Source organism: Chryseobacterium sp. ISL-6, from assembly GCF_018613715.1.
Taxonomy (GTDB): domain Bacteria; phylum Bacteroidota; class Bacteroidia; order Flavobacteriales; family Weeksellaceae; genus Chryseobacterium; species Chryseobacterium paludis.
The window spans coordinates 217,790-241,035 of record NZ_JAGGPT010000002.1; the positions used below are offsets into that span (position 1 = coordinate 217,790).

Sequence of the window (23,246 nt, forward strand, 5' to 3'; positions counted from 1 at the left end):
ATGTTAATTAAAAGAAGAGAATTTTTAAAGATAAGTTCGTTAGCAACAGCTTCACTGGTAGTTCCAAACTTCCTGAGATCCATGACGTTGGATAACGCGTTACAACCCAGTCAAAATATTTTGATCGTGCTACAGTTTACAGGAGGGAATGACGGATTAAATACAATTATTCCGATAAAAAATGATGTGTACTTCAGGGAAAGAAAAAATATTGCGATCAATAATTCTCTAAGATTAAATGATGAAACAGGAATCAATCCTGCACTCTCCTCTTTCAAAGATCTTTTCGACAATGGAGAATTGGCTATTTTGAACAATGTCGGCTATCCGAATCCTGACAAATCACATTTCAGAAGCATGGATATCTGGCAGTCCGCAAGTAAAAGTGATGAGTTCTTAGAAACTGGTTGGTTGGGACGCTTTCTCGATGAAGAATGTTACCGTTGTGAACATCCTACTCAGGCTCTGGAAGTTGATGATATGCTGAGCCTGGCATTAAAAGGCGAAAATAATAAGGCATTTGCTTTCAAAGATCCAAAGAGACTCTATCAAACCAGTCAGGAAAAATATTTCAAATCACTTTATGACCACCATCACGAAGATGAAATTGTCTCTTATCTTTATCAGACCTTAGGTTCTACGATCAATAATGCCAGTTACATTTTTGAAAAAAGCAAATCTAAACAAACGGATCAAACCTACCCAAATTCAACATTGGGTAAAGACTTCAAAACAATAGCATCACTAATCAAATCAGACATTAATACACAGGTCTATTATCTTTCCGTAGGAAGTTTCGATACCCATGTTAATCAGAATGAAAGGCAACAAAAGCTATTCACAGATATCAATGAAGCAGTAAAATCTTTTGTGGCCGATATGAAGGAGAACGGGCTCTTTGACAACATCCTTCTAATGACCTTTTCAGAATTCGGACGTCGTGTTGCTCAGAATGCCAGTAATGGAACCGATCATGGAACAGCAAATCAAATGTTTTTTATCAGTGGTGGGCTTAAAAAGAAAGGATTTCTAAATACCCTTCCCGATTTACAAAACCTGAATGAGGGTGATCTGATCTATACTGAAGATTTCAGGAAAGTATATGCTACGATCCTCAGGAACTGGCTAAAAGCAGATTCTTCAAAAGTATTGGGCTGGAAAAACGGTGTCTATGATTTTATATAAAAAAGACCGTCCATAACAGACAGCCTTTTTATCATAGTGAATGATGTCTAACTTAAGCTGTAATCTGCTTTTTTTTAGCCTCATCCTTTTTATCTAATTTTTCACTCACTTTTTTTACGATATACTCGATAACAAGTGGGGCAACTATAGCAATGACTGCTTTAAGAATTCTTGATTTCATATTTATTTATTTTGATTAACAATTACAATTTTTGCGCCATTTATTAAATCAGACCCCTTCATTAAGATTCTGATAATTCTGAAAAGCCTCTTTCAGGCTGGCCTGGATTCTTCTCTTAAGCCGTTCCGGTTTTAAAACAGTAATAAACTCACCCAATCCCAGGATCATCCTTTCTAATTCGAAATTAAGCTGCACACATATTTTAAATGTTGTCCCACTATCATCTTCATTTATAATTTCCTGAGAATGATGAAAAGGTTTTGTTTTAACATACGGAGCATGCTTGGCATTGATTTTAAAAATAACATTCTGAGGACGTTGCCCATCTGAAACAGTAACCCCGATCACTTCTCCAAAATAACGATCAGAATCAAACTCCTTATCAATGTATGTAACAGCTTCTTCAATAGAGATTTCTTCCATCCTGTCTAATGCCAGATTATACATTTTATTTTTATACCAACAGATAAGAAACCAACGGTTATTATATTCTTTCAGTAACTGCGGATGAACGATGTAATAATCAGATTCCCTTGCTTTAAAGCTTTTATATAGAATCTTTAATACCCTCCTGTTTAAAATACTTTCATATAAAATATCAATATGTTCCAATCCTTTCAGCCGTTCATTTTTATCGAGATGAATAATGGATTTCTGATTGGTTGAATGAATTGAATCTTCCAGTTTCTGGATCACCCCATTCATATCTTTAAACATAGAAAAATCTTTGAACTGCTTCAAGATCTGAACGGCATTGTTCATTGCTTTCAGATCGCTTTCATTCACCGAAATATTATGAATGCTGTATTCAGGATCACTGTATCGGTAATATTTCCTCTCATAAACTTCAATAGGAGCCTCATAACCGAACTTTTCGCTGCGCATATTCTGCAGATCCAGCTGTATGGTACGTTTGCTTACAAAGGATTCCTTTCCTTCAAACTCAAACAACGCTTCGGAACATTCATCGATCAGGTCTTCTAATGTGTATTGGCGGTATTTGTTCTTAAGGCATTTATCCAGAGTCTTATAGCGGATCAGAGCGTTTTTATTGGATGACATTTTTCTTGTGTTTAGTGGGTATTGGCTGGCTTATGCTGCATCGTCATTGCGAACCGAAGGTGAAGCAATCTCATTCATCGTATTTTACTATCGCTGTGCCAGAATTATTTCTTTCTTAACGCTTCCCCTTCAAAAACAATCCCGTCCCATCCGAACTCCATAAAGTTTCTGATATTCTGATGATCAACCCCTTCAGGATTTTTAAGAACATCTTCTCTGTAAAATTCTCCAAAAAGATTTAAAACATCCTCTTTTGACAGATCATTCAGCTTTGCAAAACTAAATACTTTACAAGATCCATTATTTTGATCTGCTTCATTCGCTGTAGTTCCGTTTTTAAATTTTGTTGGTGTAAAGTTATAATTCTCATCGATATAAGTAATAACGTCTTTGAAATGAATCTCTTCAGGTGAGTTCTTTAATTGTTCCAATAACATACAATATGTATTTTTTAAAAAGATTGATGTAAAAATAATCAAAAAAAAATCATCTACGCAAAAACATTGCACACTTGCGTAATTACTTTGCATTATCAAAATGAGAGAACACATGGAATTTAACGGAAATCACTTAATAGAATTAGGATATAGACCAGCAAAATGGTTTAAAGAAGCAATCGAATATATCCACATTAACAATCTGGATGAATCTGAGATTAAAATTTATCTGGAACAGTTCGAACAACCGGATCAGATGCCGTTGCATGAAACTCCAAAAGATTTCATTATTAACATCAGAGCTGAGAACGAAAGTGAACTTGACAATGTAGAAAAAGTAATCAGAACAATGCAGGTTTTAATGAAAACACCAACATTAGTGGATGGAGCTTTAATGCCTGATGCCTGCCCTACTGGTCCGGAAGGTCATATTCCCGTTGGCGGAGTTGTTGTCGCTAAAAATGCTATCCATCCAGGATTTCATAGCGCAGATATCTGTTGTTCCGTTATGTTGACAGACTTTGGAAAGGCGAATCCTAAAGAAGTACTGGATGCTGCACATTCAATAACACATTTCGGATACGGTGGAAGACCACGAGGTGAGCAAATGCCAATGTCTCAGGAACTAATGGATGCGTTCAGGGAAAATTACTTTTTGAATGATGAAAGACTGATCAGTATTGCCCGTTCTCATATGGGAACCCAGGGAGATGGAAATCATTTTTTATTCGTTGGAATTTCTAAAAATACGGGAAATACAATGTTGGTAACCCACCACGGATCAAGAGCTCCGGGTGCTGCTTTGTATGATAAAGGAATGAAAGTTGCAAACCGTTTCAGACAGGATATTTCACCGGAAACTTTAAAAGAGAATTCCTGGATCCCATATGATACAGAAGAAGGAAAATCATATTGGGAAGCACTTCAATTGATCAGAGCATGGACGAAAGAAAACCATACATCTATTCATGATGCTGTTTTAAATAAGATGGAAGTTGAAAAAGAAAACAGATTCTGGAACGAGCATAATTTCGTATTCAAGGATAGAGATTTATTCTACCATGCAAAAGGGGCTACTCCATTGGATGATAAATTTATGCCTGATATTACGGGACCAAGATTGATTCCACTAAATATGGCAGAACCCGTTCTGATCGTTCAGGGAAAAACCAATGAGAGAAATCTCGGGTTTGCCCCTCACGGAGCAGGAAGAAATTTCAGCAGAAGTCAGCATAAAAGATCATTGGCTCATAAAACCATTGAAGAAGTTTTTGCTGAAGAAACCGAAGGACTGGATATCCGATTCTTCTCGAATGAAATTGACATTTCTGAATTACCTACCGCCTATAAGAGCGCTAAAAACGTAAGAGCTCAAATCGAGGAATATGGATTATGTGAAGTACTGGATGAGGTGATGCCTTACGGATGTATCATGGCAGGTGATGTCGGAAAAAATGCACCATGGAAAAAGAAAAGGAAATTTAAAAAAGCTTGAAACTAAGCCTGATTGATTATTGAATATATTTTACTCTCGCAGATTAAGCAGATCACGTAGATTTTTTATAATATTAATCTGCCACAATTGTAAAACCTGCAAGAGATTAAATTATGTAATTCAAAAAAATTTAATTATAATCAATTACAAGTATAATTTTTTTAAATACCCTTGCGCTTTATAAGTACAAGGGTATTAATCATTTAAGATAATAAAACTGGTAGTTTATTTTTTTAAATTCTATATTGACAAGATTGGAACCCGACAGCATAAATCCGCTTATATCACCTCCTTTTCCCACTTTAAAATCGAGCTGTCCAAAATATGATTGCGTCGAATAAAAACTCATCTGTTTTAGAGGAAATACTGGAATATCGCCATTTATAGGGTGTTTTGCTACCAGATTATTATTTTCAATAACCAGCTGATAAGTTGTATTAAACTCGTCATTTCTGTAAAATCCAACAAACTGTTTCAAATCCATGGTCTCTGCTTTAGGCGGATTCAATGTTACTCTTTTTGCGGTGTATGTAAAATCACCAATTCTAAAGGTCACTAATCCTCCATTAAATGTAAGACTTGCGGTAGGAATAGAAGTAATATTAAATTTACCATCCCCTACTCCTGGTAAAACTTCTTTACCTTTATGATTATAGGTCCCTACATAAAGATCTTTCCCATCTGCTGAAATTTCAAGATAGTTTCCCGGACTCAGTTCATACACTCCTTCAAAGTTCTTTAATTCTGATGGTGTATATGTTGTTTTTTGTGGTCTAATATCTGGAGTTAGCTTATTGGCAAGAAATAAATCAATCAGCTGATAGGCAATTAAGAAACCGTCAAAAGCCCTCTTATTTCCTAATACAACCAGAGAGAAGTTTTGAGAAGGAATATGAAGAATATAAGAGCAATAACCTGCAGTACCACCACCATGAAAAACTAAATCCAACCCTTTATACGTTCCTGTTTGCAGTCCTAAACCATATTCGATATGACTTCCATTATTTAATATTGTATTTTTCTGCATGGTATTAAAAAGTTCACGACTGCCAACGGTTGGCTTTTGAAAATTGATAGCCCATGTACATAAATCATTTAAAGTAATATAAATATTAGATGCTCCATAAACCATTTGTCCGATTGGAAATTTTAAAAATATATTTCCTTTTTGCAGGTATGGTTCTGCCTTATTTGGGATTATTTTTTCAGGATCATCTATTGCTACGCTATGCTTCATACCAAGTGGATTAAAAATGAATTCCTTTAGTATCTGGGCAAAATCCTTCTTATATACTCTGTGGAGGATTTCCGCAAGCAGCATGAATCCTGTATTATTATATTGATACTGTTCTCCCGGAGTATAGTTAATACTTTTAATTCCTAAAACGGTCTGTACAGCTTCATTATTTGTCAGTCTGAACTCATCACCAAAACCTTGTAATTCATTAATTTCCGTAAAATTGGGTAAGCCATGGGTATGATTCGCCAATTGGCGGACGCTGATTTTATAAGGTAAACTGCTAAGCTCAGGAAGATAGTTTCTGATATCATCATCTAAAGAAAGCTTTCCTTCCTTTACGGCCATAAGTGCAACCAAAGCTGTAAACTGCTTAGAAACTGATGCTATATTGAAAGCAGTGGAATCTGTTACGGAAATTTGATCCTCCAGATTGGCCTGCCCATATGTTTTCTTATAGATTACTTTCCCATCTTTTATGATCCCTATGGCCATTCCGGGAGCATTCGCCTTAGCATAGGTATTTAATAGCGAATCGGCTTTTCTGATTTCATTTTTTGGAGTGAATTGACTGGAATATAATCCAAAGCCCATTAGAAAGAAAATACATAACGCAAGTTTAATGTGTGATTTCATTTTTAAATTTTTAATGAAACAAATCTGAAACTTTGCGCTGAAATAAATATCCGGATACCGAAAATCGGACTCTTTTGTTTAGAAAAATCAGTCCGACTTAAAGTCGAACAGTATTTAACTGATTGATTTTCTGTAATCAGTAGGGGTAACACCCGTTTCTTTTTTAAATGCTGTATAAAATGAAGATTTAGAATTAAAACCCACCTGATACAATACTTCCAAGACTGTTAGCTGTGGATTTTCCTTTAAAAGGGTTTTAGCACTGTTAATTCTGAATTCATTAATGAAATCAAAAAAATGTTTTCCCACTGACTGATTGATCAACAATGATAGTTGTTTTTCCGGCAAGTTGATTTTCTCTGCCAGTTTTTGTAACGTTAACGTATCATCTAAGTAAGGCTTTTCCATCTCCATCAGAATCAGGAGATCTTTTAACTGTTCTGATTCCTCCTTAAAGTCAGGAGCTTTCTTTACCGGAACTAAATCTTTATCTATTCCAGCAAATAAATCCGGTCTGTATAAGCAATTTAACACAAACCAACTGATCATAAATAATGCAAAGAAACCTGTAAATGTATACAAATACAACAGAAGGTCGTTATTCTTAATGAAACCCCTGAGCAGTACAAAAAAATTACCTATTAAAAATAAAATTGTAGTTCTTAACAACCATTGATAAACTTGTTGATGATTGCTCGAGTAATTTTCCCGGTATAGTTTCTTAAATGTTCTCAGCACAAGAAATACGGCAACAATATAATAGTAATATTGTACTGTCAATAGCATATCAAATAACCGATAGCCTTGTTTTGAAATGTCTGTTGAAATAAATAAAACAAAGGAAAGTAAGAATAGTAATGCATGTAAAAGGTGTTTTTTGTTTAAGTTAAAATTATAATAACAGGCTGATTTTACATACAGATAATACAGAGGCATCTGTAATAAGACACTGGCAGATTTAAAGCTTCTAAAAAAAGTGCTGGAAGGAGACCAAAAAAGACCCGATAAATCAATGGAAGAAACGAGAAGAAATGAAGCAAATAAATAATTAGGTAATTTTCTTTTACTTTTTGCTGTTATCAAAAAGATCACAAGCAGCAAAAACAAAAAAGCAATAATTTTGCCCAGATCACCTATTAATGTCATATTTCTTGTTTAAATTACAATATTACAAAAAATGTAATCGCCTTGGTAAAAACATTCATTGATGCATTAAAATTATTTAAAACTGTAAATCTTACAACTTCAATTTTTTATTCAATAATATTCTAATCCGCAAATAAAATCTACTGCGCAAAAAGACTGCGCAAATCATTTATTAATTTGTATCATAAAACAACAACAATGAAAGATAGAATATTAGAAAAACTAAAAGAAGTTGAAGAAAAACGTGGTATAGAAATACTTCTTGCCGTAGAATCAGGAAGCAGAGCCTGGGGTTTTGCCTCTCCGGACAGTGATTATGATATACGGTTTATATACCGACATAAAAAAGACTGGTATCTTTCTCCCTGGGATAAAGATGAAACGATAGAATTTATGACAGAAGATGATCTGGATGGTTCTGGTTGGGACCTTCGAAAGACTTTTCATCTTTTGTTGAAATCCAATGCTGCATTATTAAGCTGGTCCTACTCGCCTATCGTTTATATGGAAAACGAGAAATTTGTGGAATTATTTAAACCATTGGCAGACGCGTGTTTTTCTCCCGTAGCCGTTTCTTATCACTATTTAAGTATGAGTAAGAAATATCTGGAAGCCTGCAGACATGATGAGGTAAAATTAAAAAGTTATTTCTACTGTCTTAGAACGGCGCTTACCGGAAAATGGATATTAGAAAAAGGAACTGTACCTCCGGTTTTATTCAGTGATCTATTGGTTTTAGTAGATGACTTTACGAGAGGTAAAATAGAAAACCTTGTTGCTCTAAAAGCGACTAAAGGAGAATCTTATTATCACGCCAACGATTGGGAACTTTTCGGATTTCTTGAAAGTGTAGTTACTGAGACTGAGGATAGAGCAAAGAGTTTATCTGCTGGAAAAGCGGATAAAGTTGAGATGGAAAAAGTATTTAGGGAAATATTAGCAGACTAGATAAAAGATGATAAGTATTTCAATATATTAAAGCATTTGAAAAACATAAAATTTCAGTAATAATAACAATTCAATATGACGATCCAGGATCTTAAAAATAAAAAACTAATCCTTTTCGAAGCCATTTCCGGAAGCCGTGCTTTCGGATTGGCGACGAAAAATTCTGACACCGATATCCGAGGCATATATTATATACCGAAAGAAGATTTTTTCGGACTGAATTATGTTCCGCAGATCTCTAATGAAACAAATGATATTACCTACTATGAAATCGGAAGGCTCATAGAGCTACTGCAAAAAAACAATCCGAACATTCTGGAGATTCTGGCCAGTCCGGAAGATTGTATTTTAGAGAAACACCCTCTGATGGATCTTCTAAAACCCGAAGATTTCCTGTCAAAATTATGCAAAGACACCTTTGCAGGATATGCTATCTCACAGATCAAAAAGGCTAAAGGATTAAATAAGAAAATCCTAAATCCTATAGATCAAGAAAGGAAATCCCTTCTTGATTTCTGTTTTATTCTTGAAGATCACCGCTCAGTACCGTTGAAAGAATGGCTTTTCAGAAATGAAAAAGTTCAGGAGAAATGTGGATTGGTAAGCATTGATCATACCAAAGGAATGTTTGCTTTATTTTATGATAATACCCACACATTAGGTTATAAAGGAATTATCCGGAATGAGGAAGCCAATCAGGTTTCAGTATCCTCTGTTCCTAAAGGAGAAAAAACCGCTGCCTATCTCTTTTGCAATCTTGATGCCTACTCTGTGTATTGTAAAGATTATAAAGAATACTGGAAATGGGTCTCAGAACGAAATGAAGACCGTTATAAAGTGAATCAAAATCATGGACAAAACTATGACAGCAAAAACATGATGCATACCATCCGTTTATTGCAGTCTTGTGAACATATTTTTAAAACTGGTTCGATGCATATCCGTGTTGAAAATCGAGATGAATTATTAGATATTAAAGCTGGAAACTGGTCTTATGATGAGGTAATGAAAAAAGCTGAAGATCTGGTAAAGTCTATTGATCAATACCATTCAGTTTCTACACTTCCTGAAGAACCGGATCTGGAAAAGACAACAAAGATATTGGTTGAAATAAGAGAAAGATTGTATGGTTAAAATTGAAAGTACTAAGAGTTGACTTAGAGATTAATTCATCGCAATGACAGATTTAGTGTATAGATATGCTTTACATTTTTACAATTTTTGGCGCTGATAGTAATCTAAATTTGTAAAAAAAATAATGAAAGTAGTATATTTTTTAACTGCATTCTTGCTTAGCTTCACCATCCAGGCACAGGATTCTTTAGTTACTAAGATTGCGTCACAACATTATCAAATTATAAATTTCGAGAATAACCATTTTTCGGGTGAAGGAATTACAAACCTTACTCAGACTATTGCAAAGCATAAATATGTTCTAATTGGTGAGGATCATCTTAATAATGAAGTCCTGGATTTTACAACTTACCTTACTAATCATATCAACTTCGACAATTATATCACAGAAACTGATCAGTTCACTATTGATATCCTTAAAAAAGATTGTAAAAAAAATAAAGACCACCAGTCTATTGCACCTAACTCTAATGATAAATTTTCTTTTTTCTCATTTAATAAAGATCATAATCTATTAGATTATTTTTTCGAAAACAATAAGACTGTGATAGGTCTTGATCAGGTTTATTACAATTCTGATGCAGTTATTTTCCAGGAACTTATTAAAATAACAACCAATAAAGTAGCAAAAACAAAATATCAAGCTTTATTAAAAGAATCCACAACCCGATGGGATAGATATAAAAAAGAATCAAACCTGGTTCCGCTTAAGGATGGTTCCAATCGCCCTTATCTGTTTTCTGATGATCTGGGTAAGAATCTTGCAGAGCTTCAAAAATTAAAACTGTCAGACTACGAATATCGTGCTATCAATAAACTGAAAACCAGCAATGAGATATACATCCTTGAAAACAAAGAAAAAGAAGCAGAATCTAACTTTTTGAGAAGCTCGTCTATGAAAGAGAATTTTCTTGAAAATCTTGATAAAATTAAAGGCAAAAGAAATTTGTTTAAGTTTGGAGCAAACCATGCTGCTAAAGATAAAAGCTTATTACAAAACAGTTCTGATATTGGAAATCTAGCTTCTGCTTTAGCTGATTCAGAAAAGGAAAAATCTTTACATATCGCTATTATACAAAAATCTGGTAAAACCGGCTCTTTTCTTTCGGAAAGCAATGACGCTGAATATGTTTTATTCTTAAGACCCTTTTATCGATTGGTCAATAAGGAAAATCAATGGCTCTTATTTGACCTCACTAAAATTAACGAAGAGATAAAGAAACAAAATACTTCTGTTAAATCAGGTACTCTTAAAAATTTACTGGGTGGCTATGATTATTTAATTATAATCCCTAAAGTAACTGCACAGAAAATGATCACTTAAGTAATGCTAAATTGACATGTTGAGATGTTATAAAGATATTGTTTGGAAAGGATAATCCAAATTCATCAACCGCAAAAATAACTTTATAAAAAGTTGTTCGTTTTAATTTGTAGTAATTAGAAAAAACCTCCTATTTCTCGGAGGTTTTTTCGCTTTTATCTTTTTAGCAAAAAATAAAAAGTAAATTAATTATTGTTTTACGATAATTAATTATACATTTGCATTATTAATATTAATCGTGCTATGAACCAGACTAAAATTATTTCAAGGATTCTTTACTATCTGTGCCTTGTATTGTCAGCAGGTTACATGTTGACGGCAGTATATTCTGTTTTCTGTCTTATTACAGGCTTTGCTACTACTCCATACAAGGAAAACAAATTTCTTCATATCAATTTTCCTTTTACGGATCAGCCTTTTCTCAATATTGAGAATAATTATCCTTACATTTTATTTTCATTTATGACAGTTTTAATTACATATGGTATTTTCTTCTGGTTTTCGGCGAGAGTTTTTAAAGTTTTTTTTCAACCAAAGCTATTCAACGAAAAAAATATCATACAGCTTAAAAGATTTTACATATACAATATTTTCCTTCCTTTGCCTATTGTGATTATAGCAAGTTTTTTCGTGGAAGTGGAAAGTATGATATGGGGACTGGTTTTTATCCATTTCATGTTAGGAATTTTCTGTCTGTTTCTTGCTAATATCTTCAAGCAAGGACTACATTTGCAAAACGAACAAGACCTATTTATATAATATGCCGATTATAGTCAACTTAGATGTGATGCTTGCCAAACGAAAAATGCAGAGTAAAGAATTGGCAGAAAAATTAGGAATTACACCTGTTAATTTATCTATTCTAAAAACAGGAAAAGCCAAAGGTGTCCGTTTCGATACGCTGGAAGCAATATGCAAAATCCTGGAATGCCAACCCGGAGATATTCTCGAGTATAGAGAGTAGTAAGGATCTGGAATAAAAGTTTAAAATTGAACCTCTAAAGTTTTATTTCTCTTTATTCTTTATTCTTTATTCTAAAAATCATAAATCCCTCCTACATCATCATCAACTAATCACAACCACATATCATTTTCAAAAAGCAATGGAAACATTGCCAGCTATTTTATTACCCAAACTCAAGATTATGAACACATTATCTATCAACCATCTCAGCCTGACCTATAAAAATGGCTCTCAGGCAATTAAAGACATTTCATTGGAGATCGGAAACGGCATGTTCGGTTTGCTTGGCCCGAATGGAGCGGGAAAATCTTCTTTAATGAAAACAATTGTCGGTCTGCAGAAGCCCAGTTCCGGAAATATCCTTTTTAATGGAAACGACATTTCTAAAAACCCCGATTGCATAAAACAGAATCTAGGATTTTTACCACAGGATTTTGGAGTCTATCCAAAAATTTCAGCTTATGATCTATTGAATCATATAGCTATTCTAAAGGGGATTAAAGAGCATTCTGAGCGTAAGGATCAGGTCTTTAATTTATTGGAAAAAGTTAATTTATCTGATTTCAGAAATAAAGAAGTCCATACTTTTTCCGGCGGTATGAAACAGCGTTTTGGAGTTGCTCAGGCCTTACTGGGAAATCCTAAGATCATTATCGTTGATGAGCCAACAGCAGGCTTAGATCCGGAAGAGCGTAACCGTTTTAATTCTTTATTAAACGACATCAGTAAAGAGGTTATCGTGATCCTTTCTACTCATCTTGTAGAAGATGTCAGAAATTTATGTTCTGAAATGGCTATTATGGATAAGGGTCAGGTTCTCCGAAAAGGAAAACCCAATGATCTTATTTCTGAACTCGAAAACAGAATCTGGTCAAAACCTATTGATAAAAATGAATGGGAAACCTATCAACTTAGCCACCATATCATCAGTCAGCAGCTGATTGAAAGGGAATTGTATATCACGACATTTTCCGAAGAGCAGCCAAATGGCTTTAACTCTGTTTCTCCCTTATTGGAGCACGTTTACTTCCATACTCTCACACAAAAACCTTAATCATGAATCCATTATTTTTATTCGAAGCCAAGCGCAGCAGTAAGCATTGGCTAAGTTATCTTGTTGCCATAACCCTCGTAATGCTTGGTGTCTTTTGTGGAAATCAGTTCAATCTTAGTGTTGGGGAAGGGATTTATCTCAATTCACCATATACAATAGGTTTTATGATTGGGATGTTAAGTCTTTCCATACTTTTTTTGGCGATCATTTACGCGAACCAACAGCTTTTTAAAGACTGGGATTCAAAATTTGATAGTATCCTTTTTTCTTTCCCATTCTCAAAATGGACTTACCTGACAGGAAAATTTATATCCTATTTTCTACAGACTTTTCTCAGTTTTGTATTATTGATATCAGGCTTTATAATCGGTCAAAATATAAGAACAGGAACAGAAATACAGCCTTATTTTAATCTTTGGTATTATATATATCCTCTATTTATTTTAGGTTTTATCAATTGTTTTTTAGTCTGTAGTCTTTTATTCCTCATATCCTTTTCTACTAAAAGAAAACTTTTGGTCGTAGTCGGTGGTTTACTGCTTTATGTTCTGTATATGGTAGTCCTGCTATTTTCTAATTCCCCTTTTATGGCAGGAAGTCTACCCCAATCAGAAGAAGCACAACAACTGTCGGCTTTACTTGATCCGTTTGGTATATCATCTTACTTTTTTGATGCTAAAGAATATACAATTCATCAGAAAAACAAATTGGTCGTCCCATTCTCAGGATATCTTTTGACCAACAGATCTATTTTCATCATCCTGTCCATATTATTCCTAGTACTCTCCTATCGATTCTTTTCTTTTAGAGGTCTTTCAAACAAAAAATCCAAAAAGAAAAATGAATCCTTTGCTTCCCTTAAAACGATTATATCAGATTATCATATTACACAATCAGACTTCGGAAGTATAACCTCTTTTAAATCTGTTTTATCATTTGCGAAAATTGATTTGATCTACCTTTTTAAGAGTATTACCATCATAGCTATTTCTATCCTGTTACTATTTGCTGTAGGTATGGAAATGTATGCTGAAATCGAAAAGGGAATCCGACTGCCACAAAAATATGCCAGTTCGGGATTGATGGCAACAACTATTTCTGAAAATTTTCATTTTATAGGTCTATTGATTATGACCTATTTCATTAACGATCTTTATTGGAGAAGTCAGTCTTCAGGATTTTACATGATTGAAAAAAGCACATATTTTTCAAGTAATAAATTGGGTGGACATTTCCTTTCAGCAAGTATTCTGATCTTCTTTTTCACGGGGATCCTTATTATTGAAGGATTGATCTTTCAGTTGGAATACCGTTATTTTCATATTGATTGGAGTGCATATCTTGGTACTATCCTTTTTAATACTTTACCATTAATTCTTTTTTCCGGTTTTTTATTACTCATCAATGACTGTATTAAAAACAGGTTTGTAGCATTGGGAATTTCTGTTTTGGCTGTTTTCCTATTGACAGGCCCAATATCAAAAAAAGTCATCATTTATCCTTTGTTAAGAATATTTTCTGATTTCAAAGGTGTATACAGTGATTTCAACGGTTATGGGATCTATGAGAACTCTTTTGCCGGGAGACTCTTATTTGGAGCTGGTTTAATCATATTTTTATGGATGATCCTTCCATTAATTAAAACTAAAAAATGGACGATTAAAAAAACAATTTTCGCTTTCATCATGTTAGTCACAGGAATGATCAGCGGATCTCTTTTTATGAGGGGTTTTATTCCTCATGATGATGAAGAAACGATTATAAAAGCGGTTCATTATGAAAAAAAATTCAGAGTTTACGAAAATCTGCCTCAACCTACGATAACGGATGTTGTTACGGAAATTATGCTGCATCCTTCAGAAAACTCTTATATAATTGAAGGAAAGTATACACTTATCAATGATACGGATAAAATGATGGAAAAGGTTTTAATTAATTTTAATCCAAATTTAAAGATACAATCAGCCGTTTTTGCAACCTCTTTCGAATCAAAGAAAATGAGTGCGGAAGTGACAGAAATTCATTTAAAACGATCTTTACAACCTAATGAGACTGCAACTTTAAATTTCAGATTATCCTATCAATGGGTCGCTGTAAACGGTCATGAATCTTTTAATGCTATTATTGAAAATGGCTCTTTTATGAGAATAAGCCGATATTATCCAAGTATTGGCTATCAGAAAAGTTATGAAATTGAAGATGAAAAAAGAAGAAAAGACTTCAAATTGGGAAAAGCTTCAAAGCTCAAAAGACTTGAAGCTCAGGAAGTATTTAAAAAGGATTTTATTAATTTAAATATGACTGTTTCAACAGAGAAGGATCAAACAGCGATCGGAACTGGAGATTTAATAAAACAATGGACAGATGGCAATAGAAATTATTTTCAGTATAAGGTCAATAGTATCCCATTCCGATTTGCCGTTTCTTCAGCAAGCTATATGCATAAAGGTACTAACTATAAAGGAATTGCTATCAATCTATACTACCATCAAAAACATATTGAAAACGTAGATCATCTTATTGAAAATGCCAAAATCACCTTAGATTACTGTATCAGGAATTTTGGAAAATATCCTTTTAAATCAATTAATTTTACGGAAATTTCCTCTTTTACTAAAGGCTTTGCTGCTACTGCTTATCCTTCAGCGATCTTTATGCCCGAAGACATGGTTTTTCATGCTAATATTCATGCAGATAAAGAACAGGATGTTATCAATGAACTGGCGGGTCATGAACTTTCCCATCTCTGGTGGGGAAATAGCCAGATCGATCCTGACGACAGAGAAGGCTCAGTAATGCTAACAGAGACGGTTGCCATGTACACTGAAATGATGCTTTATAAAAAAATGCATGGAAAAGAAAAAATGATGGATCGAATAAAAATGCATCAGCAGATCTATGATAATGAAAAAGGTTTATCCGAAAACCAACCTATTTACAAGGTATCAGGAGATAACCCACATATTGCCTATTCGAAAGGGGCCGTCGCAATGGTAAAACTAAGTGAACTGCTTGGAGAAGAAAAGGTAAATATGGCCTTGAAAAACTTCCTTTTAAATAATCAATATCCGAAAAAGCCCACAAGTTTAGATTTACTTAAGGAATTTTACAAAGTGAGCCCAAATGACTCTACTAAAAAAGAAATCGATAGATTATTTAAAATGATATAGCAAGTATAGTCATTATGAAAAGCTATTAAAAGAAATAGCTCTATTCCAAAAAAAATCCCTCATAAAGAGGGATTTTATATATTAGTAAGACTAAAATTTTATGCTTCAGAAGAAGGATTTTGATTTTCTGTTGGAGCTTGAGCTGCAGGTCTGTCACCTTCAGGTCTTGCTTGTTGTTCCTGTCTTGGCTTCTGCTCCGGTCTTGGAGGTCTTGGCAACAAAACTTTACGAGACAACTTCATTTTCTTACGGTCATCATAACCCATAAATTTCACTTCCACTTCATCACCTTCTGCATAAGGAACTTTATCCAAACGAGACCATTCGATCTCAGAAATGTGAAGTAAACCTTCAGTACCTTTCGCAATTGCTACGAAAGCTCCAAAATCCATTACTTTCACTACTTTTCCTTTATATACTTCACCTACTACAGGTACGAAAGTAATTTCGTTGATTCTTGCAATAGCAGCATTGATCTTCTCTCTGTCTGTTCCTGCAATTTCAATACGTCCGATTTCACCAACTTCTTCAATCGCAATAACTGTATCTGTATCTTTCTGTAACTGCTGAATGATTTTTCCACCAGGTCCGATTACCGCACCAATAAAGTCTTTAGAAATTTCTAACACTACCATTTTCGGAGCATGAGGTTTCACATCTGGTCTTGGTGATGCAATAGTTTCTGTAATTTTATTTAAGATGTGTAATCTTCCGTCTTTAGCTTGCATTAAAGCCTGCTCCATGATATCCATAGAAAGTCCCTGGATTTTGATATCCATCTGACAAGCTGTGATACCATCTGCAGTTCCTGTTACTTTAAAGTCCATATCTCCTAAGTGATCTTCATCTCCTAAGATATCAGAAAGTACGGTGAATTTTCCAGATTTTGTATCTGTAATAAGACCCATTGCAATACCAGAAACTGGTTTTGTAATCTGTACCCCAGCATCCATTAATGCTAATGTTCCAGCACAAACTGTTGCCATAGAAGAAGAACCGTTAGATTCTAAAATATCAGAAACAATTCTGATCGTATATGGATTTTCAGCAGGAATAACCGCTTGTAAAGCTCTCTGAGCTAAGTTTCCATGTCCAACTTCTCTTCTTGAAGTTCCTCTTAAAGGTCTTGCTTCACCAGTTGAGAATGGAGGGAAGTTATAATGTAAGAAGAATTTCTCATCATAGTTTGCCATAACGCTGTCTACCATATTAGCATCTTTTACAGATCCTAAAGTTACAGCTGTTAAAGACTGAGTTTCACCTCTTGTGAAAACTGCTGAACCATGAGCTCCCGGAAGGTAATCAATTTCTGACCAGATAGGACGGATCGTCTTAGGATCACGACCATCAAGACGGATATTGTCTTCTAAGATCATCTGACGCATTGCTTCTTTCTCTACATCATGATAATATACTTTTACGAAAGGTGTTACTCTTTCTAATTCTTCAGCATTATCAACATATTGAGCTAAAAACTCTTCACGAAGCGCTTTGAATTTTTCTCCTCTCTCTTCTTTACCAGATGGAGTTCTTGCAACTTCATAAACTTTATCGTAAGTTTCTTTCCACACTTTTTCACGGATTGCTTCATCGTGATTTTCGTGGTTATATTCTCTTTTAGGTAAAGATTTACCAACTTTTTCAGCTAATCTTTCCTGAGCTTCAATCTGCTTTTTAATTTCGGCATGTCCAAAGATGATCGCTTCCAGCATTTCCTGCTCAGAGATCTCCTTCATCTCTCCTTCTACCATTACAATTGAATCTTTAGTAGCTCCAACCATAATATCAAGCTCAGAGTTCTTAAGATCTTCATAACTTGGATTAACAGAAAGTTTTCCGTCAAATCTTACTACTCTAACTTCTGACATTGGTCCGTTAAAAGGAATATCAGTAATAGCAATTGCAGCAGAAGCAGCTAAACCTGCTAAATCATCAGGAATAGATTTTCCATCATAAGAAATAAGGGAAATCATAACCTGAACTTCAGCATGAAAATCCTCAGGGAAAAGCGGACGAAGAACTCTGTCCACCAAACGCATTGTTAAAATTTCCTGATCTGAAGGTCTTGCTTCTCTACGGAAAAAGTTTCCAGGAATCTTTCCTCCTGCATAGAATTTTTCTCTGTAATCTACTGTTAATGGCAAGAAATCTACTCCAGGATTAGCTTCTTTATTGGCTACAACAGTTGCTAAAAGCATTGTTCCACCCATTTTTACTACTACAGAACCATCAGCCTGTTTTGCTAATTTACCTGTTTCAATTGTGATTTCTCTGCCGTCTGCAAGAGTAATCGTTTCTGTAAACGCTTGAGGTATACTCATAAATAATTTTTGTTTAAACACTCCGTATTGAGTGTGATTGATATAAATTCGTCTAAAATTTCGTTTGCAAATATAAGCTATTTTCTCGGTAACTGCCAGCATAAAAAAGAAAAGAGATCCAGTCATTAAATAACTATCTAGCAACAACTTAGTCAGATTTTTAAAAGTCACTGCCCATTTCAAACTGTGAAGCTTATCATATTGAGCAATTCAAAAGTATATCTATTAAAGTTAACTCCACTTTTTCACTCTTTTATTTATCTATAAAAATTTTCTTGGTCTATTTTTGTCTCAATCAGAGATAATAATTGTGTTTAAGGATAAAATTAACATAAAAAGGTTAAGAAAAGTTGCAGAAAAAAAAGTTGTTCCCCTATATTTGCCTTGCTTTTTAAAGTCTGTTTTATGTATGATAAAACAGTTTTAAAGTTCCAACTTTTATAACTCGTTGAAAGAGTATATTATCATCTCTTTCTTTTAAATAAATGTTTATGATTAAAAATAAAGAAGTAAAGTCGCAAAGCAGGAATTATACGGTTCCTTTGATCACCATCACCTTGTTATTTTTTATGTGGGGATTTATTACCTGTATGAATGATATTTTGATCCCTTATCTCAAGCAGCTTTTCAATCTCACCTTCTTCGAATCAATGTTGGTACAGTTCTGTTTCTTCGGAGCTTATTTTATTGGTTCATTAATTTACTTTTTCATTTCTATTTCTAGTGGAGATCCTATTAATAAAGTTGGTTATAAAAAAGGAATTATATTTGGTATTTTCCTGGCTGCCTTTGGATGTGTTCTATTCTATCCAGCCGCTACTTTTTCTTACTACCCTTTATTTCTGGGTGCCCTGTTTATTCTAGGCCTGGGATTCACCGTATTACAGATTACAGCGAATGCATATGTTTCTTTATTAGGAAGTGAAGAATCTGCTTCCAGCCGTTTAAATATGACTCAGGCGTTCAATGCTTTTGGGACAACTATTGCTCCGGTATTAGGCGGACATTTAATTTTCGAATTTTTCTCAGCACCAGACGGATCATTCAGTGCAGTAGCAACAAGAATCCCTTATTTAATCTTTGCAGGAATCCTTTTGTTAGTTGCTTTATTGATCTCAAGAGTAAAACTTCCCTCTTTTCAGACTAATGAAGAAGAAATTATAAAAGGTTGGGGAGCATTGGAATTCAGCCATTTGAAATTTGGCGTTTTTGCTATGTTCTGTTACGTAGGTGGGGAGGTAGCTGTTGGAAGTTTTATCATCAGCTTCCTGGAGCAGCCACAAGTGATGGGCTTTAATGAAATCATCAGCAAGAACTATCTTTCTTTATATTGGGGTGGCGCTATGATCGGACGTTTTTTAGGAGCTATTTCTTTAAACCAATCGATCAGTCAGGGAAAAAAGGCTATTTACATGCTTGGAGCTGCTACTGTTGTCTTTCTAGTCATCTTCAGTATCGTTAATCTTACCTTTTCTCAGATTAGCTTTTTCCTTGTATTTATCGTACTTAATTTTATTGCTTTCTTCATTGGTAAGGCAGCTCCTGCAAGAACATTGTCTATTTTCGCTGCAGTAAATGTCGTATTGCTGATTTCCGCTATGGTGAATCATGGTGAATTGGCCATGTATAGTATTTTAGGAATCGGGATTTTCAATTCTATCATGTTCTCTAATATCTACACACTGGCTATTTCAGGATTAGGAAAATATACGAGCCAGGGATCATCTCTAGTGGTTATGGCCATTTTAGGAGGTGCTATTGTTCCTATTTTCCAGGGATTCCTTGCTGATCAGTTTGGCGTGCAGCACTCCTTTATTATTCCAGTATTTTGTTATCTGGTCATTCTGATTTTCGGAGCCTATTGCACTAAATATCTGGGACATGTAGAAACTACAGAAGCCAAGTCAGGACATTAAACTAATTTATTATATTATAAAAGCTTAGGCTTCATTAAAATCGATCACCTGAATGATTAGAACTGGTTTTAATGAAGCCTATTTAATTTTTAAAATTCGATTTCGGATCTATCTTCTTTCTTTTTTAGAAAATGTATATCCTAATCTCCATTCAAGATAATCAGCAATATGTAGATCATACGCATTAATTCCAAATGAAGCAAAAAGCCGGTCGGTGATCTGATAATGCAAGCCTATTTTTTGAAAAAAAGCTGGACTGTCATATTTCCGTTCTTTTTTAAAAATGTAATATCCTGCACCAATATTTACATACAATTTACCAATCATTAACCGATAAGTAGGAATAACACTGAATAACAACCGATCATTCGAGAAACGTTTTTTCTGATACAGTGTACTATCTGATATATACATGGTGTGATTATATTGCTCATCATGAGTAACACCAATACCGATTCCATAAGCTGATTTTGGAGAATATTGCCGCATATAAAAAGCTTCTGCACCATATACTGAGTAATTAAACCCATCATACCGTTTTCTTAACTCATCACGCTGTCCACCTCGATAAAAGATATTTTTCCGTCCTCCAAAAACTGAGAATTCCAGTGTATTATACCTTTTATGATCAACAAAAACGGTATCTCGTACATGAGATACTGCCCGCTCCGGATAATAAACAAGACTTAACTGAGGGGCATAAGTATTAAGACCTTTATTCGGGAATTTTAATGATCCGTTGGAAAGATGATTAAACTTGAGATTTAATCCTAGATCAAAATGCTTCCCTAATTCATAATACATTCCGGTTCCTAAACTGATAAACATATTCGTTTTAGATCCTACAGATGTATTGTAATAGCCATGATCTTCATCAAATGGATTAGAATTAAATGAAATTCCGAAGTTAACACTATGATACCATTTCAGCTTACCCCACTGCTTGAGCTTTCCATTATAAATACCATAGATTCCAAATGGACTTCCCATTTCCTTGTTTTTGAGAAAGTCAAAAGCGAAAAATCCAATACCATATTGAGGATAATTATAAGCCTTTTCCCAATCCTTCTTACCATTGGTCTGTTTTAAAACCTGAAAAGAATATCCCATATAGTCACTTCGTTGATAACTTTTCAGGGGGTCATTGGTGCGAAAAAAATTTCCGTACTCCGTTCCACCGGAGAATGCCAAAGAAGAAGGCACTGTGATTTCTTTTTCCTGCGCAATGCAAAAATCAAAAATTAAAGAAAGTACAATCAGACAGAAATACCTAAAAAACATCAATTTAGTTTAAAGACTGGCAAATCTAACCATTCATTCACAATAAATTAATAATTATTTAAATTAAATTTCAAATTACTATTAAACCAACAAAAAAGCAACTTCTTTCGAAGTTGCTTTTTATTTTGAAAATCATTGTAGATTATTTTCTTAAACCTAGTTCAGCAATAATTGCTCTATATCTTGCGATATCTTTATTTTTAAGGTAATCTAATAAACTTTTTCTTTTACCTACTAATTTCACCAAAGATCTTTCCGTTGCAAAATCGTGACGGTTAGCCTTTAAATGCTGAGATAAGTGATTGATTCTGAAAGTGAAAAGAGCTACTTGTCCTTCAGCACTTCCTGTGTCTTGTGCAGATTTCCCGTGTTTTGAGAAAATTTCCTGCTTTTTTTCTGTTGTTAAGTACATTCCAATATTGTTTAATGATTATTATGTAACGGGTGCAAAAGTACAACTATTTTTTAAGTCAGCAAAACATTATTGATTTCATATATCAAAAATGATAGAAAAAAATGTTAAAAATTTCTTAATAAATTTTATGCCATCCCGTTAAAAGACAGTAATTTTGCAAACGAATACAAATGAGAAAAATTTTACTTTTTACCACGGCTTCTACTCTTTTACTGATCGGTATCGCTTCAGTAAAAGCACAAAAAGGTGCTTCAGAGGACAAAATAAAAAAAGTTCTATACTTTAATCCTGAAGTAGAACCTGATATTGAAGAAATAAAAGAGCCTACCAATCATGCATTTTTTAGTGCTGTCTCAGATCATTTAAGCGGCTATAAGAAAAATAAAATGCTTCGAACTGAAGTCCAGATCCCTTTTGATAGTGTAGATACCCAAACCATTGCTGACTACTGCATCAACAATGATGCTGATTTTGCGATCGTTCCTAAGGTAAAATATTTCAAAGTAGGAATTGGAAAGTATGTTTTCTCCAATCAGGTTATTGTAAGTATGAAACTTTTTGATGCATCGGGGAATTTTATTACAGAATCGGATTATGATACTTACCGTAAAAATATGCGTCTTTTAGGTTCAGCAGAGAACTCTATCAAGATAGGAACCAACGGAGCAATAAAAAGTATTCTGAAAAAATTAAGAAAACTAAAACCTTCTTCAGAATCTGGCTTTTAGTTTTACATCACTATCACCACATTTCACACATCTCATTAGAAATCAAAATTTTAATAAATTTTGATAAAAATAATTCAATTTATTTATGAATAATTCAAATATTTTGATTAATTTAGTTTCATACTAACAAACTAATGACCATGAAAAATCAAAAACCAACCCGAAGCAAGCATTGAAACCCTAGTGTTACAGCTTGAGATGTAACTAAGCATTTTAGATGTACTGATAGATCATGTCGAAAAAGAGTATATCGTACTCACCACCTACCCGAAGTTTAATTAAACAAAATAAATCTCTTCATTTTTTAAATTCATTATTATACCCGCAATTTTTGCGGGTGTTTTGTTTTTTATACCATAATTCTCATCTGATAAAGATTAGCAGGAAACAATTAACTCTACAAATGAGTGAATAATATGAATATTTTCATTATTTTAGTAACACATTAAAACCAAATACTTTACACTATGAAAAATTTAAAAAAACTCAACAGACAAGAACAAAAAACAATTAATGGAGGTGGAATTATAAAATGCACTGACAACTCACAGTGTTTTGGAGGATTTTGCTGCCACAGGGTTTGCGTTCTGGATGCGTGCTTTGAAGATTAAT

General features: G+C 34.0%; 20 protein-coding genes. 12 read left to right on the top strand and 8 right to left on the bottom strand.

What is annotated here, in order from left to right; translation table 11 throughout:
* Positions 1-1,185, top strand: a complete 1,185-nt coding sequence (locus J7E44_RS05955; RefSeq protein WP_214826517.1) for a DUF1501 domain-containing protein — start codon at positions 1-3, stop codon at positions 1,183-1,185.
* 52 nt (positions 1,186-1,237) lie between these two features.
* Here J7E44_RS05955 and J7E44_RS24080 read toward each other — a convergent pair whose 3' ends face one another.
* The 3 genes from J7E44_RS24080 to J7E44_RS05965 all read right to left on the bottom strand — a co-directional run bounded on the left by J7E44_RS24080 (position 1,238) and on the right by J7E44_RS05965 (position 2,865).
* On the bottom strand, positions 1,238-1,366 hold the full coding sequence (locus J7E44_RS24080; protein ID WP_261511306.1) for a hypothetical protein: 129 nt from the start codon (positions 1,364-1,366) through the stop codon (positions 1,238-1,240).
* Positions 1,367-1,414: 48 nt separating this feature from the next.
* Positions 1,415-2,428, bottom strand: coding sequence for a helix-turn-helix transcriptional regulator (locus tag J7E44_RS05960; RefSeq protein ID WP_214826520.1), 1,014 nt, complete (start codon positions 2,426-2,428; stop codon positions 1,415-1,417).
* A gap of 104 nt (positions 2,429-2,532) precedes the next feature.
* The gene (locus J7E44_RS05965; RefSeq protein ID WP_214826524.1) at positions 2,533-2,865 is read right to left on the bottom strand and encodes a HopJ type III effector protein; all 333 of its coding nucleotides are present in this window, start codon (positions 2,863-2,865) and stop codon (positions 2,533-2,535) included.
* Positions 2,866-2,977: 112 nt separating this feature from the next.
* Between J7E44_RS05965 and J7E44_RS05970 the strand changes: the two genes are divergently transcribed.
* Positions 2,978-4,360 carry an RtcB family protein gene (locus tag J7E44_RS05970; RefSeq protein ID WP_214826527.1) on the top strand — a complete coding sequence of 461 codons (1,383 nt, stop codon included), beginning with the start codon at positions 2,978-2,980 and terminating at the stop codon, positions 4,358-4,360.
* Positions 4,361-4,559: 199 nt separating this feature from the next.
* On the opposite strand, the gene J7E44_RS05975 is transcribed toward J7E44_RS05970, so the two are convergent.
* The gene (locus tag J7E44_RS05975; RefSeq protein ID WP_214826529.1) at positions 4,560-6,233 is read right to left on the bottom strand and encodes a serine hydrolase domain-containing protein; all 1,674 of its coding nucleotides are present in this window, start codon (positions 6,231-6,233) and stop codon (positions 4,560-4,562) included.
* Between the two features lie 114 nt (positions 6,234-6,347).
* On the bottom strand, positions 6,348-7,379 hold the full coding sequence (locus tag J7E44_RS05980; RefSeq protein ID WP_214826531.1) for a helix-turn-helix domain-containing protein: 1,032 nt from the start codon (positions 7,377-7,379) through the stop codon (positions 6,348-6,350).
* Positions 7,380-7,577: 198 nt separating this feature from the next.
* Here J7E44_RS05980 and J7E44_RS05985 point away from each other — a divergent pair, with 198 nt between their 5' ends.
* The 7 genes from J7E44_RS05985 to J7E44_RS06015 all read left to right on the top strand — a co-directional run bounded on the left by J7E44_RS05985 (position 7,578) and on the right by J7E44_RS06015 (position 15,973).
* Positions 7,578-8,327 (top strand): nucleotidyltransferase domain-containing protein, encoded by a 750-nt coding sequence (locus J7E44_RS05985; protein ID WP_214826533.1) that lies wholly within the window; start codon positions 7,578-7,580, stop codon positions 8,325-8,327.
* A 75-nt stretch (positions 8,328-8,402) separates the two neighbouring features.
* Complete coding sequence (locus tag J7E44_RS05990) at positions 8,403-9,461, top strand: nucleotidyltransferase domain-containing protein (protein WP_214826536.1); 1,059 nt, start codon at positions 8,403-8,405, stop codon at positions 9,459-9,461.
* A 124-nt stretch (positions 9,462-9,585) separates the two neighbouring features.
* Complete coding sequence (locus tag J7E44_RS05995; protein WP_214826540.1) at positions 9,586-10,785, top strand: hypothetical protein; 1,200 nt, start codon at positions 9,586-9,588, stop codon at positions 10,783-10,785.
* A 243-nt stretch (positions 10,786-11,028) separates the two neighbouring features.
* Entirely contained in the window at positions 11,029-11,544 is a 516-nt protein-coding gene (locus J7E44_RS06000; RefSeq protein ID WP_214826543.1) for a DUF2975 domain-containing protein, read from the top strand.
* A gap of 1 nt (position 11,545) precedes the next feature.
* Complete coding sequence (locus J7E44_RS06005) at positions 11,546-11,749, top strand: helix-turn-helix domain-containing protein (protein WP_040995723.1); 204 nt, start codon at positions 11,546-11,548, stop codon at positions 11,747-11,749.
* A 181-nt stretch (positions 11,750-11,930) separates the two neighbouring features.
* Entirely contained in the window at positions 11,931-12,803 is an 873-nt protein-coding gene (locus J7E44_RS06010; protein ID WP_214826547.1) for an ABC transporter ATP-binding protein, read from the top strand.
* A 2-nt stretch (positions 12,804-12,805) separates the two neighbouring features.
* Positions 12,806-15,973, top strand: coding sequence for an ABC transporter permease/M1 family aminopeptidase (locus J7E44_RS06015; RefSeq protein ID WP_214826550.1), 3,168 nt, complete (start codon positions 12,806-12,808; stop codon positions 15,971-15,973).
* Between the two features lie 98 nt (positions 15,974-16,071).
* Here the strand turns inward: J7E44_RS06015 and J7E44_RS06020 are convergent, their stop codons facing one another.
* On the bottom strand, positions 16,072-18,294 hold the full coding sequence (locus tag J7E44_RS06020; RefSeq protein WP_214826554.1) for a polyribonucleotide nucleotidyltransferase: 2,223 nt from the start codon (positions 18,292-18,294) through the stop codon (positions 16,072-16,074).
* 491 nt (positions 18,295-18,785) lie between these two features.
* On the opposite strand from J7E44_RS06020, the gene J7E44_RS06025 reads away from it, so the two are divergent.
* Positions 18,786-20,210 (top strand): sugar MFS transporter, encoded by a 1,425-nt coding sequence (locus J7E44_RS06025; RefSeq protein ID WP_251040502.1) that lies wholly within the window; start codon positions 18,786-18,788, stop codon positions 20,208-20,210.
* Between the two features lie 108 nt (positions 20,211-20,318).
* Here the strand turns inward: J7E44_RS06025 and J7E44_RS06030 are convergent, their stop codons facing one another.
* On the bottom strand, positions 20,319-21,491 hold the full coding sequence (locus J7E44_RS06030) for an acyloxyacyl hydrolase (protein ID WP_214826561.1): 1,173 nt from the start codon (positions 21,489-21,491) through the stop codon (positions 20,319-20,321).
* Positions 21,492-21,633: 142 nt separating this feature from the next.
* Complete coding sequence (gene rpsO, locus J7E44_RS06035; RefSeq protein WP_214826564.1) at positions 21,634-21,903, bottom strand: 30S ribosomal protein S15; 270 nt, start codon at positions 21,901-21,903, stop codon at positions 21,634-21,636.
* A 173-nt stretch (positions 21,904-22,076) separates the two neighbouring features.
* On the opposite strand from rpsO, the gene J7E44_RS06040 reads away from it, so the two are divergent.
* Both J7E44_RS06040 and J7E44_RS24375 read left to right on the top strand, forming a co-directional pair.
* A complete protein-coding gene (locus J7E44_RS06040; RefSeq protein WP_214826567.1) occupies positions 22,077-22,634 on the top strand; it encodes a pyruvate decarboxylase in 558 nt (185 codons plus the stop codon).
* Positions 22,635-23,101: 467 nt separating this feature from the next.
* Positions 23,102-23,245 carry a bacteriocin-like protein gene (locus tag J7E44_RS24375; RefSeq protein WP_449243612.1) on the top strand — a complete coding sequence of 48 codons (144 nt, stop codon included), beginning with the start codon at positions 23,102-23,104 and terminating at the stop codon, positions 23,243-23,245.
* Position 23,246 lies beyond the last annotated feature (1 nt).